Origin of the sequence: Pseudomonas sp. BCA17 (assembly GCF_004519405.1) — a bacterium.
In the GTDB taxonomy this organism is placed as follows: Bacteria; Pseudomonadota; Gammaproteobacteria; order Pseudomonadales; family Pseudomonadaceae; genus Aquipseudomonas.
In genome coordinates this window covers 721,693-737,626 of sequence record NZ_SGWI01000001.1, presented here as the reverse complement: position 1 = coordinate 737,626, position 15,934 = coordinate 721,693, and the positions used below count along the sequence as shown (strand labels likewise).

The 15,934-nt window shown below is 61.9% G+C and carries 18 protein-coding genes; 12 read left to right on the top strand and 6 right to left on the bottom strand.

Annotated elements, in window-relative coordinates; genetic code table 11:
• Positions 1-85 precede the first annotated feature (85 nt).
• The gene (locus EXW71_RS03225) at positions 86-568 is read right to left on the bottom strand and encodes a copper chaperone PCu(A)C (RefSeq protein WP_123718684.1); all 483 of its coding nucleotides are present in this window, start codon (positions 566-568) and stop codon (positions 86-88) included.
• Positions 568-1,176, bottom strand: coding sequence for an SCO family protein (locus EXW71_RS03220; protein ID WP_053255622.1), 609 nt, complete (start codon positions 1,174-1,176; stop codon positions 568-570). The genes EXW71_RS03225 and EXW71_RS03220 overlap by 1 nt, the downstream gene beginning before the upstream one ends.
• Before the next feature lie 190 nt (positions 1,177-1,366).
• Here EXW71_RS03220 and EXW71_RS03215 point away from each other — a divergent pair, with 190 nt between their 5' ends.
• The 3 genes from EXW71_RS03215 (at position 1,367) to EXW71_RS03205 (ending at position 2,653) form a co-directional block, all read left to right on the top strand.
• Positions 1,367-1,750 carry a DUF2946 domain-containing protein gene (locus EXW71_RS03215; RefSeq protein ID WP_123718683.1) on the top strand — a complete coding sequence of 128 codons (384 nt, stop codon included), beginning with the start codon at positions 1,367-1,369 and terminating at the stop codon, positions 1,748-1,750.
• 62 nt (positions 1,751-1,812) lie between these two features.
• Positions 1,813-2,358 carry a putative natural product biosynthesis protein gene (locus tag EXW71_RS03210; protein ID WP_134657554.1) on the top strand — a complete coding sequence of 182 codons (546 nt, stop codon included), beginning with the start codon at positions 1,813-1,815 and terminating at the stop codon, positions 2,356-2,358.
• 88 nt (positions 2,359-2,446) lie between these two features.
• Entirely contained in the window at positions 2,447-2,653 is a 207-nt protein-coding gene (locus EXW71_RS03205; protein WP_134657553.1) for a PLDc N-terminal domain-containing protein, read from the top strand.
• Positions 2,654-2,841: 188 nt separating this feature from the next.
• On the opposite strand, the gene EXW71_RS03200 is transcribed toward EXW71_RS03205, so the two are convergent.
• Positions 2,842-3,402 carry a type 1 glutamine amidotransferase domain-containing protein gene (locus tag EXW71_RS03200; RefSeq protein ID WP_123718680.1) on the bottom strand — a complete coding sequence of 187 codons (561 nt, stop codon included), beginning with the start codon at positions 3,400-3,402 and terminating at the stop codon, positions 2,842-2,844.
• 201 nt (positions 3,403-3,603) lie between these two features.
• Here EXW71_RS03200 and EXW71_RS03195 point away from each other — a divergent pair, with 201 nt between their 5' ends.
• From EXW71_RS03195 to EXW71_RS03185, 3 genes are read left to right on the top strand one after another with little or no spacing between them, the layout of a single operon-like run.
• The gene (locus tag EXW71_RS03195; protein ID WP_134657552.1) at positions 3,604-3,816 is read left to right on the top strand and encodes a hypothetical protein; all 213 of its coding nucleotides are present in this window, start codon (positions 3,604-3,606) and stop codon (positions 3,814-3,816) included.
• Positions 3,817-3,818: 2 nt separating this feature from the next.
• Positions 3,819-4,250: a DNA methylase gene (locus EXW71_RS03190; RefSeq protein WP_134657551.1), complete on the top strand. Its 432-nt coding sequence runs from the start codon at positions 3,819-3,821 to the stop codon at positions 4,248-4,250.
• On the top strand, positions 4,247-4,975 hold the full coding sequence (locus EXW71_RS03185; protein ID WP_134657550.1) for a DUF72 domain-containing protein: 729 nt from the start codon (positions 4,247-4,249) through the stop codon (positions 4,973-4,975). The genes EXW71_RS03190 and EXW71_RS03185 overlap by 4 nt, the downstream gene beginning before the upstream one ends.
• On the opposite strand, the gene EXW71_RS03180 is transcribed toward EXW71_RS03185, so the two are convergent.
• Positions 4,940-5,725 (bottom strand): DeoR/GlpR family DNA-binding transcription regulator, encoded by a 786-nt coding sequence (locus EXW71_RS03180; protein WP_123718676.1) that lies wholly within the window; start codon positions 5,723-5,725, stop codon positions 4,940-4,942. The two genes, EXW71_RS03185 and EXW71_RS03180, sit on opposite strands and share 36 nt — an antisense overlap.
• Positions 5,726-5,846: 121 nt before the next feature.
• On the opposite strand from EXW71_RS03180, the gene EXW71_RS03175 reads away from it, so the two are divergent.
• Positions 5,847-7,022 carry an alpha-hydroxy acid oxidase gene (locus tag EXW71_RS03175; protein WP_134657549.1) on the top strand — a complete coding sequence of 392 codons (1,176 nt, stop codon included), beginning with the start codon at positions 5,847-5,849 and terminating at the stop codon, positions 7,020-7,022.
• 176 nt (positions 7,023-7,198) lie between these two features.
• On the opposite strand, the gene EXW71_RS03170 is transcribed toward EXW71_RS03175, so the two are convergent.
• Both EXW71_RS03170 and EXW71_RS03165 read right to left on the bottom strand, forming a co-directional pair.
• Positions 7,199-8,125, bottom strand: coding sequence for an alpha/beta hydrolase (locus EXW71_RS03170; RefSeq protein WP_134657548.1), 927 nt, complete (start codon positions 8,123-8,125; stop codon positions 7,199-7,201).
• A gap of 98 nt (positions 8,126-8,223) precedes the next feature.
• Positions 8,224-9,375, bottom strand: a complete 1,152-nt coding sequence (locus tag EXW71_RS03165) for a diguanylate cyclase (protein ID WP_134657547.1) — start codon at positions 9,373-9,375, stop codon at positions 8,224-8,226.
• Positions 9,376-9,510: 135 nt separating this feature from the next.
• Here EXW71_RS03165 and EXW71_RS03160 point away from each other — a divergent pair, with 135 nt between their 5' ends.
• From EXW71_RS03160 to EXW71_RS03140, 5 genes are read left to right on the top strand one after another with little or no spacing between them, the layout of a single operon-like run.
• Positions 9,511-10,098 (top strand): NUDIX domain-containing protein, encoded by a 588-nt coding sequence (locus EXW71_RS03160; protein WP_123718672.1) that lies wholly within the window; start codon positions 9,511-9,513, stop codon positions 10,096-10,098.
• 48 nt (positions 10,099-10,146) lie between these two features.
• Positions 10,147-10,764 (top strand): transcriptional repressor LexA, encoded by a 618-nt coding sequence (gene lexA, locus EXW71_RS03155; RefSeq protein WP_123718671.1) that lies wholly within the window; start codon positions 10,147-10,149, stop codon positions 10,762-10,764.
• Positions 10,764-11,378, top strand: coding sequence for a translesion DNA synthesis-associated protein ImuA (imuA, locus tag EXW71_RS03150; protein ID WP_134657546.1), 615 nt, complete (start codon positions 10,764-10,766; stop codon positions 11,376-11,378). Before lexA ends, imuA begins: the two co-directional genes overlap by 1 nt.
• Positions 11,379-11,385: 7 nt before the next feature.
• On the top strand, positions 11,386-12,798 hold the full coding sequence (locus tag EXW71_RS03145) for a DNA polymerase Y family protein (protein WP_134657545.1): 1,413 nt from the start codon (positions 11,386-11,388) through the stop codon (positions 12,796-12,798).
• Entirely contained in the window at positions 12,795-15,866 is a 3,072-nt protein-coding gene (locus EXW71_RS03140; RefSeq protein WP_134657544.1) for an error-prone DNA polymerase, read from the top strand. The genes EXW71_RS03145 and EXW71_RS03140 overlap by 4 nt, the downstream gene beginning before the upstream one ends.
• Positions 15,867-15,934: the final 68 nt, after the last annotated feature.

Genomic DNA, 15,934 nt, shown 5'->3' with positions numbered 1-15,934 from the left:
AGCGAGCTTGCTCGCTCCTACAGACGGCACTTGCGGCTAACTGACTGGCTTAGGGCAAGCTCCCTCCCACATAGGCTGCATCAGGTCAGTGCATCTTGCTGTGGTCCATATGGCTATGGTCCATCCCATCCAGACCGCGTGTTGCAGCCTTCACTTCAACTTTTTGTTCAACACCCTTGGCGTCCTTGACGGTCAGGGTCAGCGGCACCTGGTCGCCTTCCTTGATCTGGCCGGTGAGGCCCATCAGCATTACGTGGTAGCCGTCCGGGTCGAGCTTGACGGCTTTGCCGGCGGGCAGGGCGACCGAATCCACCGGGCCCATTTTCATCACGTCGTCCTTCATGCTCATCTCATGGATCTGCACGTCCTTGGCCACCGGCGATGCCACGCTGAGCAACTGGCTGTCGCTGTCGGCGGTGATCGTCATGAACGCGCCGCTGGACGGCTGGCCCGGCACCGTGGCACGCACCCAGGCATCGGTCACTTGTACCTGGGCGCTGGCGTGGGCGGCCAGGCCCAGCAGGGTGAGGCCGAAGGCAACGCGTTTGAGGTGTTGAACGGCAGTCATTAGCAGACCTCCATGACGGTGAGCAGGTCTTCTGCGCACTCTTTAGCGGTAAGGGATGCCGACAGGCCCAGGCGCAGGTTGCCACGGGTGTCGAAGACGAAACTGGTGGAAGTGTGGGACAGGGTGTAGGTGTCACCGGCGGGGATCTTTTCATAGAAGATCCCGAATTCCTTGGCGGCCACGGCGATTTCTTCCGGGGTGCCGTACAACGCTTCGAAGCTGGGGTCGAAGGCCTTCACGTAGCGATCGAGCAGTTCCGGTGTGTCGCGCTCTGGGTCGAGCGTGATGAACACCACCTGCATGATCTCGCCATCGCGGCCCATCAGCTTCTTGGCCTGGGCGGCGCGTGCCAGCGTGGTGGGGCACACGGCCGGGCATTGGGTGAAACCGAAGAACACCACCGGCATCAGGCCACGGAACGAGCTCAGGGTGACGGTTTCGCCGTCGGTATTCTTGAGCTTGAAAGTGCGGCCCATGATCTTGTCACTGAGGTCCTTGCCGTACTTGAAGTTCAGCTTGGGGCTGTAGTCACAGCCGCCCAGCAGGCTGCCCAGGCCCAAAAGGCCCATGCCGGTCAGCACTTTGCGGCGGGTGAATAACGTACTCATCAACTGTGCGTCCTGTGAAGCGCCTGCATGGCTCTGGATCTACACATCAGGCTTTGAAAGGCTTTGAAACGTAGAAACGAGGAGGGCGCACAGTCTACCAACCCGGGGCTGCCCGCGTAATCTGCGACGTTCTGCCACAGGGGCGCGCCGCGCTTCATCCTTTTGTGGCTTCGGTGGTAGAGTCGCCGCCATGAAATCGAGCCACTCTGACCGTTCGCTGATCGCCTGGATCCTGTACTTCTGCGTGCTGATGAACGTGTTCGTGTGCGGTTTGGGCCATGGGCAAATGTTGGGCCAGCAGCTCAACGGCATCGGTGGCGCGTTCTGCTCGGTGGACGGTAGCCAGGCGCCACTTTCCGATAAAGGGTTGGGCGTTCCGTCGTCCAGCAACATCTCGAACTACTTTGCTTGCCCGGTGTGCAGCGCGATCACCGTGGCCATCGTGTTTCTTATCGGCCTGGCCTGGTTGCTGAGCCTTCAGCAAACCCCGCGCCCGGCCCACGAGCGACGCAGCAAGGCGCCGCCACGTTATTCCTGGCCCTCGGCCAACCCGCGCGCTTCTCCCGCAGCCTGACGTGTGCCTTGGGCTTCCTGTGATCAGGAGGCGTTCTATCGTCACGACTGTGAGTCCATCTGATGACTTCCTTATTGCCTGCAGGCGCCAGCCGCCTGGTCAGCAAGGCGTCCCGTTGCCTGCGTGCGGAACCGGTGTTGCCGCAATACCCGAGTAATTCCCGTTGTTTCGTGCACCTGGATGCGCGCCTGCTGCCTCATTGGCACACCTTGTTCGACATCTGCCCGACGTTACTCAAGCTCGACCCGCCCGAGGGCTTGAACCTGTTCCGCAGCTTCATGACCTGGGCGTATCACCACCAGCCGCCGTTGGATTGGACCTATCACCTGAATGTGTGCCGCTGGCTGTTGGGTTCCACATACCGTGCGCAGATCGATGAAGAGCCGATCGAAGCGTTCATGGCGGCAGCGGCGGCCTGTTGGATCCATGTGGACAACAGCCGGGCGCGAGGCATCGTCCTGGGCTGGCAAGGGACGACGGTGTTCGACTGGAAGGGCGCTCCGATCAAAGGCGCGGAGCACCAGGCGTTGCCGGCGCTTGCCGGTGACTTTGCCTGGAGCCCGCTGAACGCGCAGGGTGAATTCAGCGCTTGGCGGCCGGTGCCCTGAGACGGCGACGCGCTGCGGCAGCCGCGCAATTTTTAATGAACCCTTGGGGCGTCTGCTTGACCTAACGCATACGACCTAGGAGGTGAACATGCAAATCGAATACATCTGGATCGGCCTGGCCGTGATTCTGTTGCTAGTGGAGTTGTGGGCGATTAATACCGTGTTGCGCAGTACCGGGGGGTGGGAGAGCAAGGGCTTCTGGCTGGTGATTTTGATATTTGTGCCGCTGTTTGGGCTGATTGCCTGGGCGATGTTCGGGCCAAAACGCGAAATGCCTGACCAACGCAGAAGCTGAAGCAGAACAGGCGCCCTTGAGGCGCCTGCAATCAGCTCATGAGAAACATAGTTACTGTGGCGAGGGAGCTTGCTCCCGCCGGGTCGCGAAGCGGCCCCGGCTTTTGCTTTGCAAAGAATGGGACTGCTACGCAGTCCAGCGGGAGCACGCTCCCTCGTCACAGGTCGCTCGCTGTCCGTAGATGAGCGTTATCCAGCAATCGCCTTGGCAATCGCGTCATTGAACGCCGGCAAGTCATCGGGCGTGCGCGAGGTAATCAAGGTCCAGCCGTTGGCCTTGCATTCCTTGACCTCGGCGTCGACCCAACCGGCGGCTCCGGCATTTTCCAGGTCGATACGCACGCTTTTATACGAGGTCAGCGTCTTACCCTTGATCACGCCTGCGTCGATCAATGTCCATGGTCCATGGCAGATCGCTGCCACGGTCTTGCCGGCCTTGACGAAATCGTTGATCAACTTCAACGCACTGGCGTCCTGGCGCAGGGTGTCGGCATTGACGGTGCCACCCGGGATCACCAGGGCGTCGAAATCGCTGCTCAATACATCCGACAGCTTCACGTCGGACTCCACGGTTTTGTCTTTCTCAGTGTCGCCGACGAACGTCTGCGTGGTGCCGCCTTCGCTGGAACCGTGGGTCACGGTCGCGCCGTAGCCGCGCAAGGCCTCCAGTGGCTTGAGCAGTTCATCGCGCTCGATGCCGGTGTTGGAGGTGATGACCAGAATCTTCTTGCCGTTCAGTTGTGAACTCATGATCGAGAGTCTCCTGTTGGATGGGTTAAAACGTCGATATGGAGAGTTGATCAAGGCAGGGCGCTAAAGGTTTAAATTAATTTGCGCTTATTGGCTGGGTGGTTTTGCGTGGCAGTTTCCTTGAACTATCGAAATGTGTCGGGCTCTGCTGCATAAGTGCTCGCCTTTATTGCGGGCGTTCAAAAAGCCTGGAGACAGACCATGACTGCCGATAAAACCCCTGACCCGATCAGTTCCGAACAAGCCCAGAAGGGTGCGGAAAAACCGGCGAAAGGCCAGACGCTGGAACATCCGAATCCGAAGACCGAAACCATCGACAAAGTGCTCACGCCGACCTCGATCAAGGACAACGAACGTCAGGCCGAGGCTATCAACGAGCAGGCCGACAAGGCCGAGCGCAGGTTGGACAACTGAGCATGGCCAAGTCGATCACGGCTTCCGAACTGGGTATCGATCTTGCGCCCGAAGACGATGCCAGCCTGTTCAAGTGGTTCATTGCCAGCTTCCTGATGGGCAAACGTATCCAGGCGCCGATTGCCGCGCAGGCTTACCGGGTGATCGTCGAGCAAGAGGGGCGAGATACTGCGCGCAAATTGCAGCATTGCACCTCCCGCGAATTGGTCACTATGTTGGGGCGTGCCCACTACGTGCGCTATGACGAAACCACCGCGCAGCGGCTATTGGACCTTAGCGCCAAGTTGAACGCCGAGTATGCAGGCAGGATCACGCAGATAAGGGACGCCAGTGGCAACCGTTCGGCTTTCGAAAAACGCTTGGGTGAGTTCGAAGGGGTAGGGCCCAAAACCATAGAGATTTTCATGCGCGATGCCGCTAAGGTGTTGTTTTGACGGCATCGTTGTACCTGGGGTGTGCGGGGTGGAGTCTGCCCCGTGAACACTGGCCGGTGTTTGCATGCGAGGGCACCCATTTGCAGCGTTATGCATCGCGCTTCAATGCGGTGGAAATCAATAGTTCGTTTTATCGGCCGCATCAGCCCAAGACCTACGAACGCTGGGCACAATCGGTGCCTGCAAGCTTTCGTTTTTCGGTGAAGATGCCCAAGCGCATCACCCATGAACTGCGCTTGCAGCGTTGCGAGACGGCCCTGGATGAATTTCTGGAGCAGTGCCTGCAACTGGGTGAAAAGCTCGGCTGCCTGCTGGTTCAGTTGCCTCCCTCACTGAGCTATGACCCGGTCGCTGCGTCGATTTTTTTCACTGCGCTGCGCCAGCGTTTTTCCGGCGCGGTGGTGTTGGAGCCGCGGCATGCCAGCTGGCGCGATGCCGAGTCGCTGCTGCTGGATTTGCACATAGGCCGGGTCATTGCCGACCCACCTGTCATCGAGATGGGCGCAGGTTGGCCAGGCGTGCACTACTTGCGCCTGCATGGCTCTCCGCGCATCTACTACAGTGCCTATGGGCCGGAACGCGTGAAAGCGTTCGCGCAAGGGCTGAACCTGTCGGTTATGGCAGGCGTGCCCACGTGGTGCATTTTCGATAACACCGCCAGTGGGCATGCGACGGCCGATGCCTTGTGCCTACTCGACCTCCACTCGCATCACTTCCAAACCTAGCTGTTCATAAGCCTCGACACTCGGCACATGCCACTCGGTAATCAGCGTGTGAATACGGTTGCACGGCGCCACCACAAAGGGTTCCACGGCGCCGAGCTTGTCGGCCATGGTCACCGCTACCACGTGGGAGGCGCTGTCGAGCAGCGCCTGTTTGACCACCACTTCATCGAAGTGCAGCGAGGTGATGCCTATTTGCGGATGCAGGGCGCACACGCCAGTGAACAACAGGTCGGCCTTGACGCTCTGGATCAGGCGCACGGCATCGTGGCCGCCGGTGGAAAGGGTGGCCGGGTTGAGTTGCCCACCGGCCAGAATCACTTTCACATGGGGATGGTCGGCCAGGGCGATGGCGATCATCGGTGACGGCGTGACCACGGTCAGGCGAATCGAGCGCGGCAGTGCTTGGGCAATCTGCAAGGTGGTCGAGCCGGAATCGAACAGCACGATCTGACCATCTTCCACACGTTGCGCCGCCAATTGTGCAAGCTGGCGCTTGGCCTCATTGCTCTCGCTGACACGCGTAAAAAAATCTTTGCCGGTGTCCTTGGGCCGGGGCAGGGCGCCACCGTGTACACGCTGCAACAAGCCGGCGGCGGCCAGTTCGCCGAGGTCACGGCGGATGGTGTCCTGGGACACGGCGAAATGCTCGACCAGTTCCGCTGCGGTGACTTTTCCGTCGCGCTCCAATAGCAGCAGAATCTTCTGTTTGCGCAAAGAAGGCAGGTCAATGGCTTGATGATTGTTATGCATGTTTGTGCGTCTTTTTGCTGGTTTATGCGAGATTATTCCCAGGCCGATGTAAACGCAATGGCTGGTTGCGCGGCCGACGCACGGTTACTCTGCATGCTCAGTTCAGGGAGAGGTGACCTAGATGACGTTGATCACAACCATCGAAGACTTACGGAAGCTGGCGCAAAAACGTGTCCCACGGATGTTCTATGATTACGCGGACTCCGGCTCCTGGACTGAAAGCACCTATCGGGCCAACGAAAGCGATTTTGCCCAGATCAAATTCCGCCAGCGCGTGGCGCGCAATATCGACCAGCGCTCGATCCGCACGACGATGATCGGCCAGGACATGGCCATGCCGGTGGCTCTGGCCCCGACCGGCCTGGCGGGCATGCAGCATGCCGACGGCGAGATTCTCACCGCCCGTGCCGCTGCCGCATTCGGCCTGCGCTACACCCTGTCGACCATGAGCATCTGTTCGCTGGAGGACATTGCCGAGCATGTCGGCCAGCCATTCTGGTTCCAACTGTATGTCATGCGTGATCGCGGGTTTATCGAACAGTTGATCGAGCGTGCCAAGGCTGCCGGTGTGGATGCGCTGGTGCTCACGCTCGACTTGCAGATCCTTGGGCAACGCCACAAGGACTTGGTCAATGGCCTGTCGGCGCCGCCCAGGTTGACCCTGACCAATATCCTCAATATGGCAACCAAGCCGCGTTGGGTCATGGGAATGCTCGGCACTAAGCGTCGGGGTTTCGGCAACATTGTCGGGCACGTAAAAGGCGTGGCGGACATGAGTTCACTGTCGTCATGGACCGCCCAGCAATTCGATCCGCGCCTGAGCTGGGACGACGTGGAGTGGATCAAGCGGTGCTGGGGCGGCAAGTTGATCATCAAGGGCATCCTCGATGTGGACGATGCGCGCCTGGCGGCAGACGCCGGTGCCGATGCGCTGGTGGTGAGTAACCACGGTGGGCGTCAACTTGACGGTGCGCCGTCGAGCATCAGCCAATTGCCGGCGATTGTCGAAGCGGTGGGCAATCGGATTGAGGTGTGGCTCGACGGCGGTATTCGCTCCGGCCAGGATGTGCTCAAGGCGGTCGCGCTCGGTGCCAGGGGCACGATGATCGGCCGCCCGCATCTGTACGGTTTGGGTGCCATGGGGGAGGCGGGCGTGGCCAAGGCCCTCGACATCATCGCCCGCGAGCTGGATGTATCGATGGCACTCTGTGGCTATAACGATATACGCGATGTGAACCGCGAGATTTTGCTGCCTGGAACCTTTCCCGAAGGGAATTACCGAGCAAAAAAATCGTAAAAAAGTAAAAAGAGTTGTCCACGAAAACCGTGGGTATCTCTGTGGATAACTTTGCGAAGACCCGGCTGGGTTGGCGATTTAACCTGCGGTTAATATTTGATCAACTTTCGGCGCGGGCCAGTATGGGCAGGGTTTGCGCTTGACACGCAAGCGCGAATTCAGTGCCGAAATGTGCTTCAAGAGTCGCCATTGGCTGCTGTGGAGTGTGTGACGACCTGGGATGGCGCCTGCGCTTGCATCAGCTTGTCCAGCGCCTGGCCATAACTGCGACCGGCCAGGCTCATGCTGTTGTTGTGGGTGGCGCCGGGCACCAGCAGCAGTCGCTTGGGCTCCCGGGCGGCGTCGAATAATTGCTTGCTGAAACGCGGCGGCACGTACTGGTCGGCAAGGCCGTGAACCACCAGCAGCGGCATGTGGACGTCAGCGATCTTGTCGATGGAGTCGAACTTCTGCGAGAGCAACCAGCGCACCGGCAGTGAGGTGTTGGCCACGGCGGTCGCCGCATCTCCCAGGGACGTGAACGTAGATTCGATCACCAATCCACGCACGGGTATCGGCGTTTGCCGGCTCAGTTCGGCCGCCAGGTCGATCGCCACCGCACCGCCCAGGGAGTGGCCGTAGATCAGGCGTTTGCTCGGGTCGGGCTGCAGCACCTGGAAGCGCTCCCAGGCGATGCGGGCGTCGGCGTATACGCTGGTTTCCGACGGCAGGTCGCCGTGGCTCTGGCCGAAGCCACGATAGTCGATGGCCAGCACCGAATAGCCCAGGGCGTGCAATTGCTCGATGCGAAACAGCTGGCCGGTGAGGTTCCAGCGCACGCCGTGCAGGTAGAGGATCGCCGGGGCATTCTTCTTGTCCGCCGGGTACCACCAGCCGTGAATGTTCTGTCCCGACTTGAGGCTGGCCGGCTTGAGGTCGAACTCCTGCACCGCTTTGGGCAGCCCGGTATACCAGCCGGCGGTGCCCGGCTCGATGCGAAACACCAACTCGCGCTCTTTGTGTTGCAGCACGGCACAACCCACCGGCAGGCCGACGATCAACAGCGCCATGCACAGCAAGGGAAACCACCGCAGGCCGAGGTGAGACAGAAAACGAGAGGACATGAAGGTTCCAGGACAAAAACGAAGCTGGGGTTTTACCAGATGGCTAACCCGGCAAGGAATTAATTCGACAGCCGTGAGTGGGCATTGCTTGCAAAGTGTTACACCGCGACCACAACCTGAACCCGGTTACGCCCCTGCGCCTTGGCCAGGTACAGCGCCTGGTCAGCCTGTGACAGCAAGTGCGAGAGGTCATGGCCGGCCTCGTCAGTGGTGACAATGCCGATGCTGACACTCAGGAACCCGGGCGCCAACAGATCGAGCCGGGCAAACGCCTGGCGAATCCGCTCGGCGACTTGAAACGCCTGCGCTTCATCGCTGTCAGCCAGCAGGCAGGCAAATTCTTCGCCGCCAATGCGTGCGAACACATCGCCTTTGCGCAATGCGGCCAGGGTCACTTGGCTGAAGGCGATCAGCGCTTGGTCGCCCATGGGGTGGCCGAAGCTGTCGTTCAAACGCTTGAAGTGGTCCAGGTCGCACAGCAGCAGCGCTACGCCCTGGTGTCGACGGGCGCTGTTGGCCAGCAGTTTTTCACCCTTGAGCATAAAAGCGCGCCGATTATCGATGCCGGTCAGTGCGTCACTGAGGGCGGCGGCCTTGAAGCGCAACTCGGCACGCTCCTTGACCATCGCCAGGGTGACGTAGGCAATGCCGATGGCATACAGCATCGATTCAAACAACATGAACGAGAAAAACGGCACGCCTTCACCGCCCGGAGCCTGGGCGCTTTTGAGGGGCAGGCCAGGGTCGATGAAGGCGCGGAAACAATAGAAAGTCGTGTGCAACAGGGTCAGCACCAACGCGGGTGTATAGGCGACCTCCAGGCTGTCGCGCCGACGCCACAATTCCATGGCCGACAGCACGCCGTAACTGGCGGCCAGCAGTGAATACAGGGTGACCCGTGCCGACAGCGACCCGTAGAACTGCGGCACCAGGCACATCATCAACCACGCGCCGGCCCCGGCAAAGATGCCGGGCATGCTGGGTGTGCGTTGCGCGAACGTGCGCATGGCGGTCCAGTTCATCGCCGCGCTGAGCAGTAACACTACATTGCCCAGGATCAGCGCGACAAAGTCCATGCCCACGCCACGTACCACGATCAGCCCGGTGCCGAGGGAGGCGAGCAGCAGCATGATGCCCAGGTAACCCAGGGTCGGTTCGCGGCCACGGTTCCAGGCATGCACCGTGAGCAGGCCCATCAGGCCGAACACGAACACGGCGACTATCAGTAGCGTCGGGATGTGCAGCATCATTTCCTTGACCTGGAGAGAGATCCTTCTTGGAGCGCGATTGTAGCGGTATCCGCGGCAAGCCGTGACGTCTGCGCCACCTTGACGTTGGCCGGCGCGCGGGAACATGCTCGCGCTCCCACGTACAGAGGCCCGATCATGGACAACAGCCCCGTTCGCATTACTGCCGAAGAAACCCTCTCGAAAAACTGGTACCTGCTGAAAAAATACAGTTTCGACTTGCGCCGCCAGGACGGCAGTTGGCAAGCCCAGACCCGTGAGGTGTATGACCGCGGCAATGGCGCGACCATCCTGTTGTACAACCGTACGCAACGTACGGTGTTGCTGATCCGCCAGTTCCGCATGCCCACCTTCGTCAACGACTACCACGGCTATCTGATCGAGGCGGCGGCGGGTTTGCTCGACAACGCCAGCCCCGAAGAACGCATTCGCCTGGAAGCCGAAGAAGAGACCGGCTATCGCGTCGGCCACGTGGAAAAAATCTACTCGGCGTTCATGAGCCCCGGCTCGGTGACTGAGCGCATTCACTTCTTTATCGGCGAATACCAACCGGCAGACCGGGTCGGTACGGGCGGTGGCCTGGAGGAAGAGGGCGAGGACATCGAAGTGCTGGAGCTGGGCTTTGAACAGGCACTGACGATGGTGCGCGACGGTGAGATCGTGGATGGCAAGACCATCATGCTGTTGCAGTATCTGGAGTTGCGGATGTTGAAAGAGGGCTGGTGAGCCCTCCCGACTGGTGGTTATTGTCAGAAATTCCCCGCAGGAGTACAAATGTACTCCATGACGACTCTCACTCCTCGCCGTACCGCCATCCTGACTTTCATCCGCGACCGCATCGCGCAGCAAGGTCAGCCCCCCAGCCTCGCCGAGATCGCCGAGGCGTTCGGCTTCGCCTCACGCAGTGTTGCGCGCAAACACGTGGTGGCCCTGACCGAAGCCGGTTTTATCGAGGTCAATGCCAACCAGGCCCGGGGCATTCGCCTGCTCAACCAGCCGGCGCGCGCCGAATGGCTGGATGTACCGGTGCTCGGCCGAGTGGCCGCAGGCATGCCCATCGGCGCCGATGCCGATGTGCACAGCCGCCTGCAACTGGACCCTGCCACCTTTACGAAAACCCCGGATTATTTGCTGCGTGTGCAAGGCGATTCGATGATCGAAGACGGCATTCTCGACGGCGACCTGGTGGGCGTGCGTCGCAGTGCCGAGGCGGTGAATGGGCAAATTGTAGTGGCGCGCCTGGACGGCGAAGTCACCATCAAGCGTTTCGAGCGCAGTGGCGACCGCGTACGCCTGTTGCCGCGCAACCCCGCGTACCAACCCATCGTGGTCGGGGCCGACCAGGACCTGGCCATTGAAGGGGTGTTCTGCGGCCTGGTGAGGCAAGGCTGATGGGCGCCGTGGTTGCCCTGGACGCGCTGTTCAATGGCGGGCGCGTGTGGAAGGGCCGGCCCGTTGCGCCACCGGCCAGCGTGCACCCCACGGGGTTGGCGACGCTGGATGCGGTGTTGCCGACGGGCGGCTGGCCGGAATCGGCCCTGAGCGAAATCCTGATGGCCAAAGAAGGTATCGGCGAGTTGCAATTGGTGCTGCCGACCCTGGCGCGCTTGTCGGCGGCGGGGGAACGTATTGTGTTGGTCGCGCCGCCTTACACGCCATACCCCCACGCCTGGCAGAACGCCGGGGTGGATGTCCGCCAGCTTTCAGTGATCCGGGCCGAGGAGCGCGATGCGCTGTGGGCGGTGGAGCAATGCCTGCGTTCCGGCAGTTGCGGCGCGGTGTTGTGCTGGCCGCGCAAGGCCGATGATCGAGCGTTGCGCCGCTTGCAGGTGGCGGCGGAAACCGGGCAGACCCTGGCCTTTGCCTGGCGCGCCCTGAGCGAGGCGGTCAATGCGTCGCCTGCGGCTTTGCGCCTGGCGGTTGAGGCAAGGCCTGCGCAAGTACGGGTGCTCAAGTGCCGGGGCGGGTTGGCCCATCCGGCGCCGATTGCGTTGGCGGGGCACTGAGGTTGCCATGCGTTGGGTGTCTATTGTCTTTCCGCAATTGGCGCTGGACGGGGTGCTGCGTGCGCACCCCGAGCCAGCCCAACCCCTCGCGCTACTGGCCGGCACGCCACAACGCCGCGTGGTGCAAACCGTCAACGCAGCGGCGCGTGCCTTGGGCCTGCGCCCTGGGCAATCCCTGACGGCGGCCCATGCCCTGACCAAGAGCTTTGCCTGCGCCGAGTACGACCCCGCCGAAATCGAGCGTTGGCAACAGTTTCTCGCGGCCTGGGCCTACCGTTTCAGTTCCCAGGTCAGCCTGTACTACCCACGTGCCTTGTTGTTCGAGATCGAGTCGAGCCTGGGGTTGTTCGGGCCGTGGCCGCAGTTCGAAGCGCGTTTGCGCAAGGAGCTGACCGAGTTGGGTTTTCGCCACCGTATTGTTGCCGCGCCCAACCCTGTGGCGGCGCGGGTGTTGGCGAACATCCACGATGGCCTGGCGGTGGATGACGACGCCTTGAACCAGGCCCTGGCGCCGCTGCCCATCGACCGCGCCGGCCTCGACCCGCAGGCCGCCATCGCGTTGTCGCGCATGGGCCTGCGCACACTGGCCCAGGTGCAGGCGTTGCCCCGGCACACCCTGGCGCGGCGTTTTGAGGCGGGCCTGCTCAAGCACCTGGACACACTGATCGGGCAACGGCCCTTGGCCTTGGCGTTCTATCAGCCGCCGGATCAGTTCGAGGCGCGCATCGAGTTGAATTTCGACGTGCAATCCCACCAGGCGCTGCTATTCCCCTTGCGACGTTTGACCGGCGACCTGTCCGCTTTCCTCTGCGGTCGCGACAGCGGGGTGCAGCGCTTTGACCTGCACCTGGAGCACGCCCAGCAGCCCGACAGTGTGATCAAGGTCGGCCTGCTCAGCGCCGAGCGCGAGCCTTCGATGTTGTTCGAACTGGCCCGCGGGCGCCTGGAACAGGTGCAAGTCACCGCGCCGGTACGCGGCGTGCGCCTTGTCGCCCAGGACTTGCCGGTGTTCGTACCGCAGCGCCAGGACCTGTTCGACGACCGTCCGCAACAGACCCTGCCCTGGGAGCAACTGCGCGAACGCCTGCGTGCGCGCCTTGGGGATGACGCGGTGCAGAGTCTGCGCTTTCATGCCGACCATCGTCCCGAATGCGCCTGGCAAGCGGCGGCCGATAAGCACCCGTGCCAGCCCCTGGGCACCGTGCATCGCCCCGGTTGGCTGCTGAACGAGCCGACCCTGCTGGCCGAGCAGGGCGTGCAGATCCTCATGGGCCCGGAACGCATCGAGTCCGGCTGGTGGGATGGTGCCGATATCCGTCGCGACTATTACCTGATTCGCACCCGCGCCGGCCAGCAAGGCTGGGCCTATCGTACCGTCGGGGAACACGATGGGCTGTGGTTGCAGGGGTGGTTTGCATGAGTTACGCCGAGCTGCATTGCCTGTCCAACTTCAGTTTCCAGCGTGGCGCCTCCAGTGCGCTGGAGTTGTTCGAACGGGCCAAAGCTCAAGGCTACAGCGCCCTGGCGATCACCGACGAATGCTCGCTGGCAGGTATCGTACGTGCCTGGCAGGCGGCGAAGGCGGTGGAGTTGCCGTTGATTATCGGCAGTGAGGTGCGCATCGAAAACGGTCCGAAACTGGTGCTGCTGGTGGAAGACCTGAGCGGCTACCAGCACCTGTGCCGCTTGATTACCCTGGCTCGCCGTCGGGCCGAAAAGGGCCGTTATAGCCTGCTGCAAGAAGACTTCGAGCAACCGTTGCCGGGCCTTTTGGCCTTGTGGATGGCCGAAGACAGCGACACCCAGGTTTCGATTCAATGGTTGCGCCACACCTTCGCCGAACGCCTCTGGCTGGCGGTGCACCTGCACTGCGGTCAGGGCGATGCGCGCTATCTGGAGCAACGCCTGCACCTGGCCGCCAGCCTGAATATCAAGGCGGTGGCCTGTGGCGATGTGCATATGCACGTTCGCGGCCGCCGTGCCCTGCAAGACACCATGACCGCTATCCGTCATCACGTGCCGGTGGCCGAGGCCGGCATGCGGCTGCACCCCAATGGCGAGCGGCACTTGCGTGACCTCGGCGCCCTGGCCGCGCTGTACCCCCAAGCGTTGCTCGACGAGACCCAGGCCATTGCACGCCGTTGCACTTTTGACCTGAGCCAGTTGCGTTACCACTACCCGCGCGAGCTGGTACCTGAGGGGCATGATGCAACGTCCTGGCTGCATGCCGTGACGCAAGAAGGCATCGCCCGGCGCTGGCCAAAGGGGGTTGATAGCAAGACCTTGCAGCAGATCAACAAGGAATTGGAGGTGATCGGCACCCTCGGTTATGAAAGCTATTTCCTCACGGTCCACGACATCGTGCGCTTCGCCCGCAGCCGTTCGATCCTGTGCCAGGGGCGGGGTTCGGCGGCCAACTCAGCCGTCTGTTTTGCCTTGGGCATTACCGAGATCGACCCAAGCCTGACGGATATGCTGTTCGAGCGCTTCCTGTCCAAGGAACGCAATGAACCGCCAGATATCGATGTGGACTTTGAGCACGACCGCCGCGAGGAGGTGTTGCAGTACGTGTTCCAACGCTACGGCCGCACGCGCGCGGCGCTGACGGCGGTGGTCAGTTGTTATCACGCGGCCGGCGCGGTGCGCGATGTGGCCAAGGCCTTGGGGCTGCCGCCGGACCAGATCAACGCCCTGGCCGAATGTTGCGGGCGCTGGAGTGACGATGCACCACCCCTGGAGCGCCTGCGTGAAAGCGGCTTTGACCCGCAAAGCCCGACCCTGCGCCGGGTGCTGGCGTTGACCCAGCAACTGATCGGCTTTCCCCGCCATCTGTCCCAGCACCCCGGCGGCTTCGTGATTTCCGAATACCCACTGGACACCCTGGTACCGGTGGAAAACGCCGCCATGGCCGAGCGCACCATCATCCAGTGGGACAAGGACGACCTCGACGCTGTCGGCCTGCTCAAGGTGGATATTCTGGCCCTGGGCATGCTCAGTGCGATTCGTCGCTGCTTCGACCTGTTGCGCCGCCACCGTGGTATTGACCTGGCCCTGGCGACGATCCCCAAGGAGGATGCGGCGACCTACGCGATGATCAGCAAGGCCGACACCATCGGCGTGTTCCAGATCGAGTCGCGGGCGCAGATGTCGATGTTGCCGAGGCTCAAGCCAAAGAATTTCTACGACTTGGTGATCGAGGTGGCGATTGTGCGACCTGGGCCGATCCAGGGCGGCATGGTGCATCCTTATCTGCGTCGTCGGAACAACGAAGAAGAAGCCACTTACCCTTCGCCGAAATTGAAAAAGGTGCTGGAGCGCACCTTGGGCATTCCACTGTTCCAGGAACAGGTAATGCAGATCGCCATGGTCGCTGCCGACTACAGCCCCGGCGAGGCCGACCAGTTGCGTCGCTCGATGGCCGCCTGGAAACGCCACGGCGGGCTGGAGCCGCACCAGAAGCGCCTGCGCGACGGCATGCTGAAAAACGGCTACAGCGAAGCCTTCGCCGCGCAGATTTTCGAGCAGATCAAGGGCTTTGGCAGCTATGGTTTCCCCGAATCCCACGCGGCCAGTTTCGCCCTGCTGACCTATGCCAGTTGCTGGCTCAAATGTCATGAACCGGCAGCCTTCGCTTGCGCGCTGATCAACAGTTGGCCCATGGGCTTCTACAGCCCGGACCAGATCCTGCAGGATGCGCGGCGCCATTGGTTGCAGATCCGTCCGGTGGATGTGCAGGCCAGCGATTGGGATTGCAGCCTGGAACCTGTCGACGGTGCGCAACCGGCGATTCGCATGGGCTTGCGCATGGTCGCGGGGTTTCGTGAGGAGGATGCGCGCCGTATCGAGGCCGCCCGCCAACGCCAGGCGTTCAGCGATATTGCCGATCTGGACGCACGCGCCGGGCTGGACGCGCGGGCCCAGGCGTTGTTGGCGGATGCCGGAGCCTTGCGCGCGTTGGCCGGTCACCGGCACAAGGCGCGCTGGGAGGTGGCTGGGGTGCATAAGCAACTGGGCCTGTTCGCCGGTTTGCCCAGCCCCGACGAAGCGGTGGTGGAATTGCCCGCGCCCTCGATCGGCGAAGACCTGCACGCTGATTACGCCACCGTGGGCACTACCCTTGGCCCGCACCCTTTGGCCTTGTTGCGGGATGAGTTGCGCAAACGCCGCTGCCGCAGTTCCTATGAGCTTATGGTGGTCGAACATGGTCGTAACGTGAGCGTTGCCGGGCTGGTCACGGGGCGGCAGCGACCCGGCACGGCCAGCGGCGTCACCTTCGTCACGCTGGAGGATGAGTTCGGCAACCTCAACGTGGTGGTCTGGCGTGACCTGGCTGAGCGCCAGCGCCAAGCGCTGGTGGGCTCGCGGCTGCTCAAGGTAGACGGGCGCTGGGAAGCGGTAGGTGACGTGCGGCACTTGATTGCCGGGCGTTTGACCGACTTGACGCCGTTGTTGGAGGGGATCAATGTGCGCAGCCGGGATTTTCACTGAAACCGTCGATGTGGGTTGCATTTAGCGCTTGGTGTAAAGGCAGTGAAACGATCTGCCGTTGGCGCGCT

What these genes read in the sequence shown, in the direction of transcription:
- EXW71_RS03195 (WP_134657552.1), top strand. Translation starts at nt 3,604, where the DNA reads ATGACTGCCGATAAAACCCCTGACCCGATCAGTTCCGAACAAGCCCAG.
- EXW71_RS03220 (WP_053255622.1), bottom strand. Translation starts at nt 1,176, where the DNA reads ATGAGTACGTTATTCACCCGCCGCAAAGTGCTGACCGGCATGGGCCTT.
- EXW71_RS03225 (WP_123718684.1), bottom strand. Translation starts at nt 568, where the DNA reads ATGACTGCCGTTCAACACCTCAAACGCGTTGCCTTCGGCCTCACCCTG.
- EXW71_RS03140 (WP_134657544.1), top strand. Translation starts at nt 12,795, where the DNA reads ATGAGTTACGCCGAGCTGCATTGCCTGTCCAACTTCAGTTTCCAGCGT.
- EXW71_RS03175 (WP_134657549.1), top strand. Translation starts at nt 5,847, where the DNA reads ATGACGTTGATCACAACCATCGAAGACTTACGGAAGCTGGCGCAAAAA.
- EXW71_RS03160 (WP_123718672.1), top strand. Translation starts at nt 9,511, where the DNA reads ATGGACAACAGCCCCGTTCGCATTACTGCCGAAGAAACCCTCTCGAAA.
- EXW71_RS03215 (WP_123718683.1), top strand. Translation starts at nt 1,367, where the DNA reads ATGAAATCGAGCCACTCTGACCGTTCGCTGATCGCCTGGATCCTGTAC.
- imuA (WP_134657546.1), top strand. Translation starts at nt 10,764, where the DNA reads ATGGGCGCCGTGGTTGCCCTGGACGCGCTGTTCAATGGCGGGCGCGTG.
- lexA (WP_123718671.1), top strand. Translation starts at nt 10,147, where the DNA reads ATGTACTCCATGACGACTCTCACTCCTCGCCGTACCGCCATCCTGACT.
- EXW71_RS03210 (WP_134657554.1), top strand. Translation starts at nt 1,813, where the DNA reads ATGACTTCCTTATTGCCTGCAGGCGCCAGCCGCCTGGTCAGCAAGGCG.
- EXW71_RS03200 (WP_123718680.1), bottom strand. Translation starts at nt 3,402, where the DNA reads ATGAGTTCACAACTGAACGGCAAGAAGATTCTGGTCATCACCTCCAAC.
- EXW71_RS03170 (WP_134657548.1), bottom strand. Translation starts at nt 8,125, where the DNA reads ATGTCCTCTCGTTTTCTGTCTCACCTCGGCCTGCGGTGGTTTCCCTTG.
- EXW71_RS03165 (WP_134657547.1), bottom strand. Translation starts at nt 9,375, where the DNA reads ATGATGCTGCACATCCCGACGCTACTGATAGTCGCCGTGTTCGTGTTC.
- EXW71_RS03205 (WP_134657553.1), top strand. Translation starts at nt 2,447, where the DNA reads ATGCAAATCGAATACATCTGGATCGGCCTGGCCGTGATTCTGTTGCTA.
- EXW71_RS03145 (WP_134657545.1), top strand. Translation starts at nt 11,386, where the DNA reads ATGCGTTGGGTGTCTATTGTCTTTCCGCAATTGGCGCTGGACGGGGTG.
- EXW71_RS03180 (WP_123718676.1), bottom strand. Translation starts at nt 5,725, where the DNA reads ATGCATAACAATCATCAAGCCATTGACCTGCCTTCTTTGCGCAAACAG.
- EXW71_RS03190 (WP_134657551.1), top strand. Translation starts at nt 3,819, where the DNA reads ATGGCCAAGTCGATCACGGCTTCCGAACTGGGTATCGATCTTGCGCCC.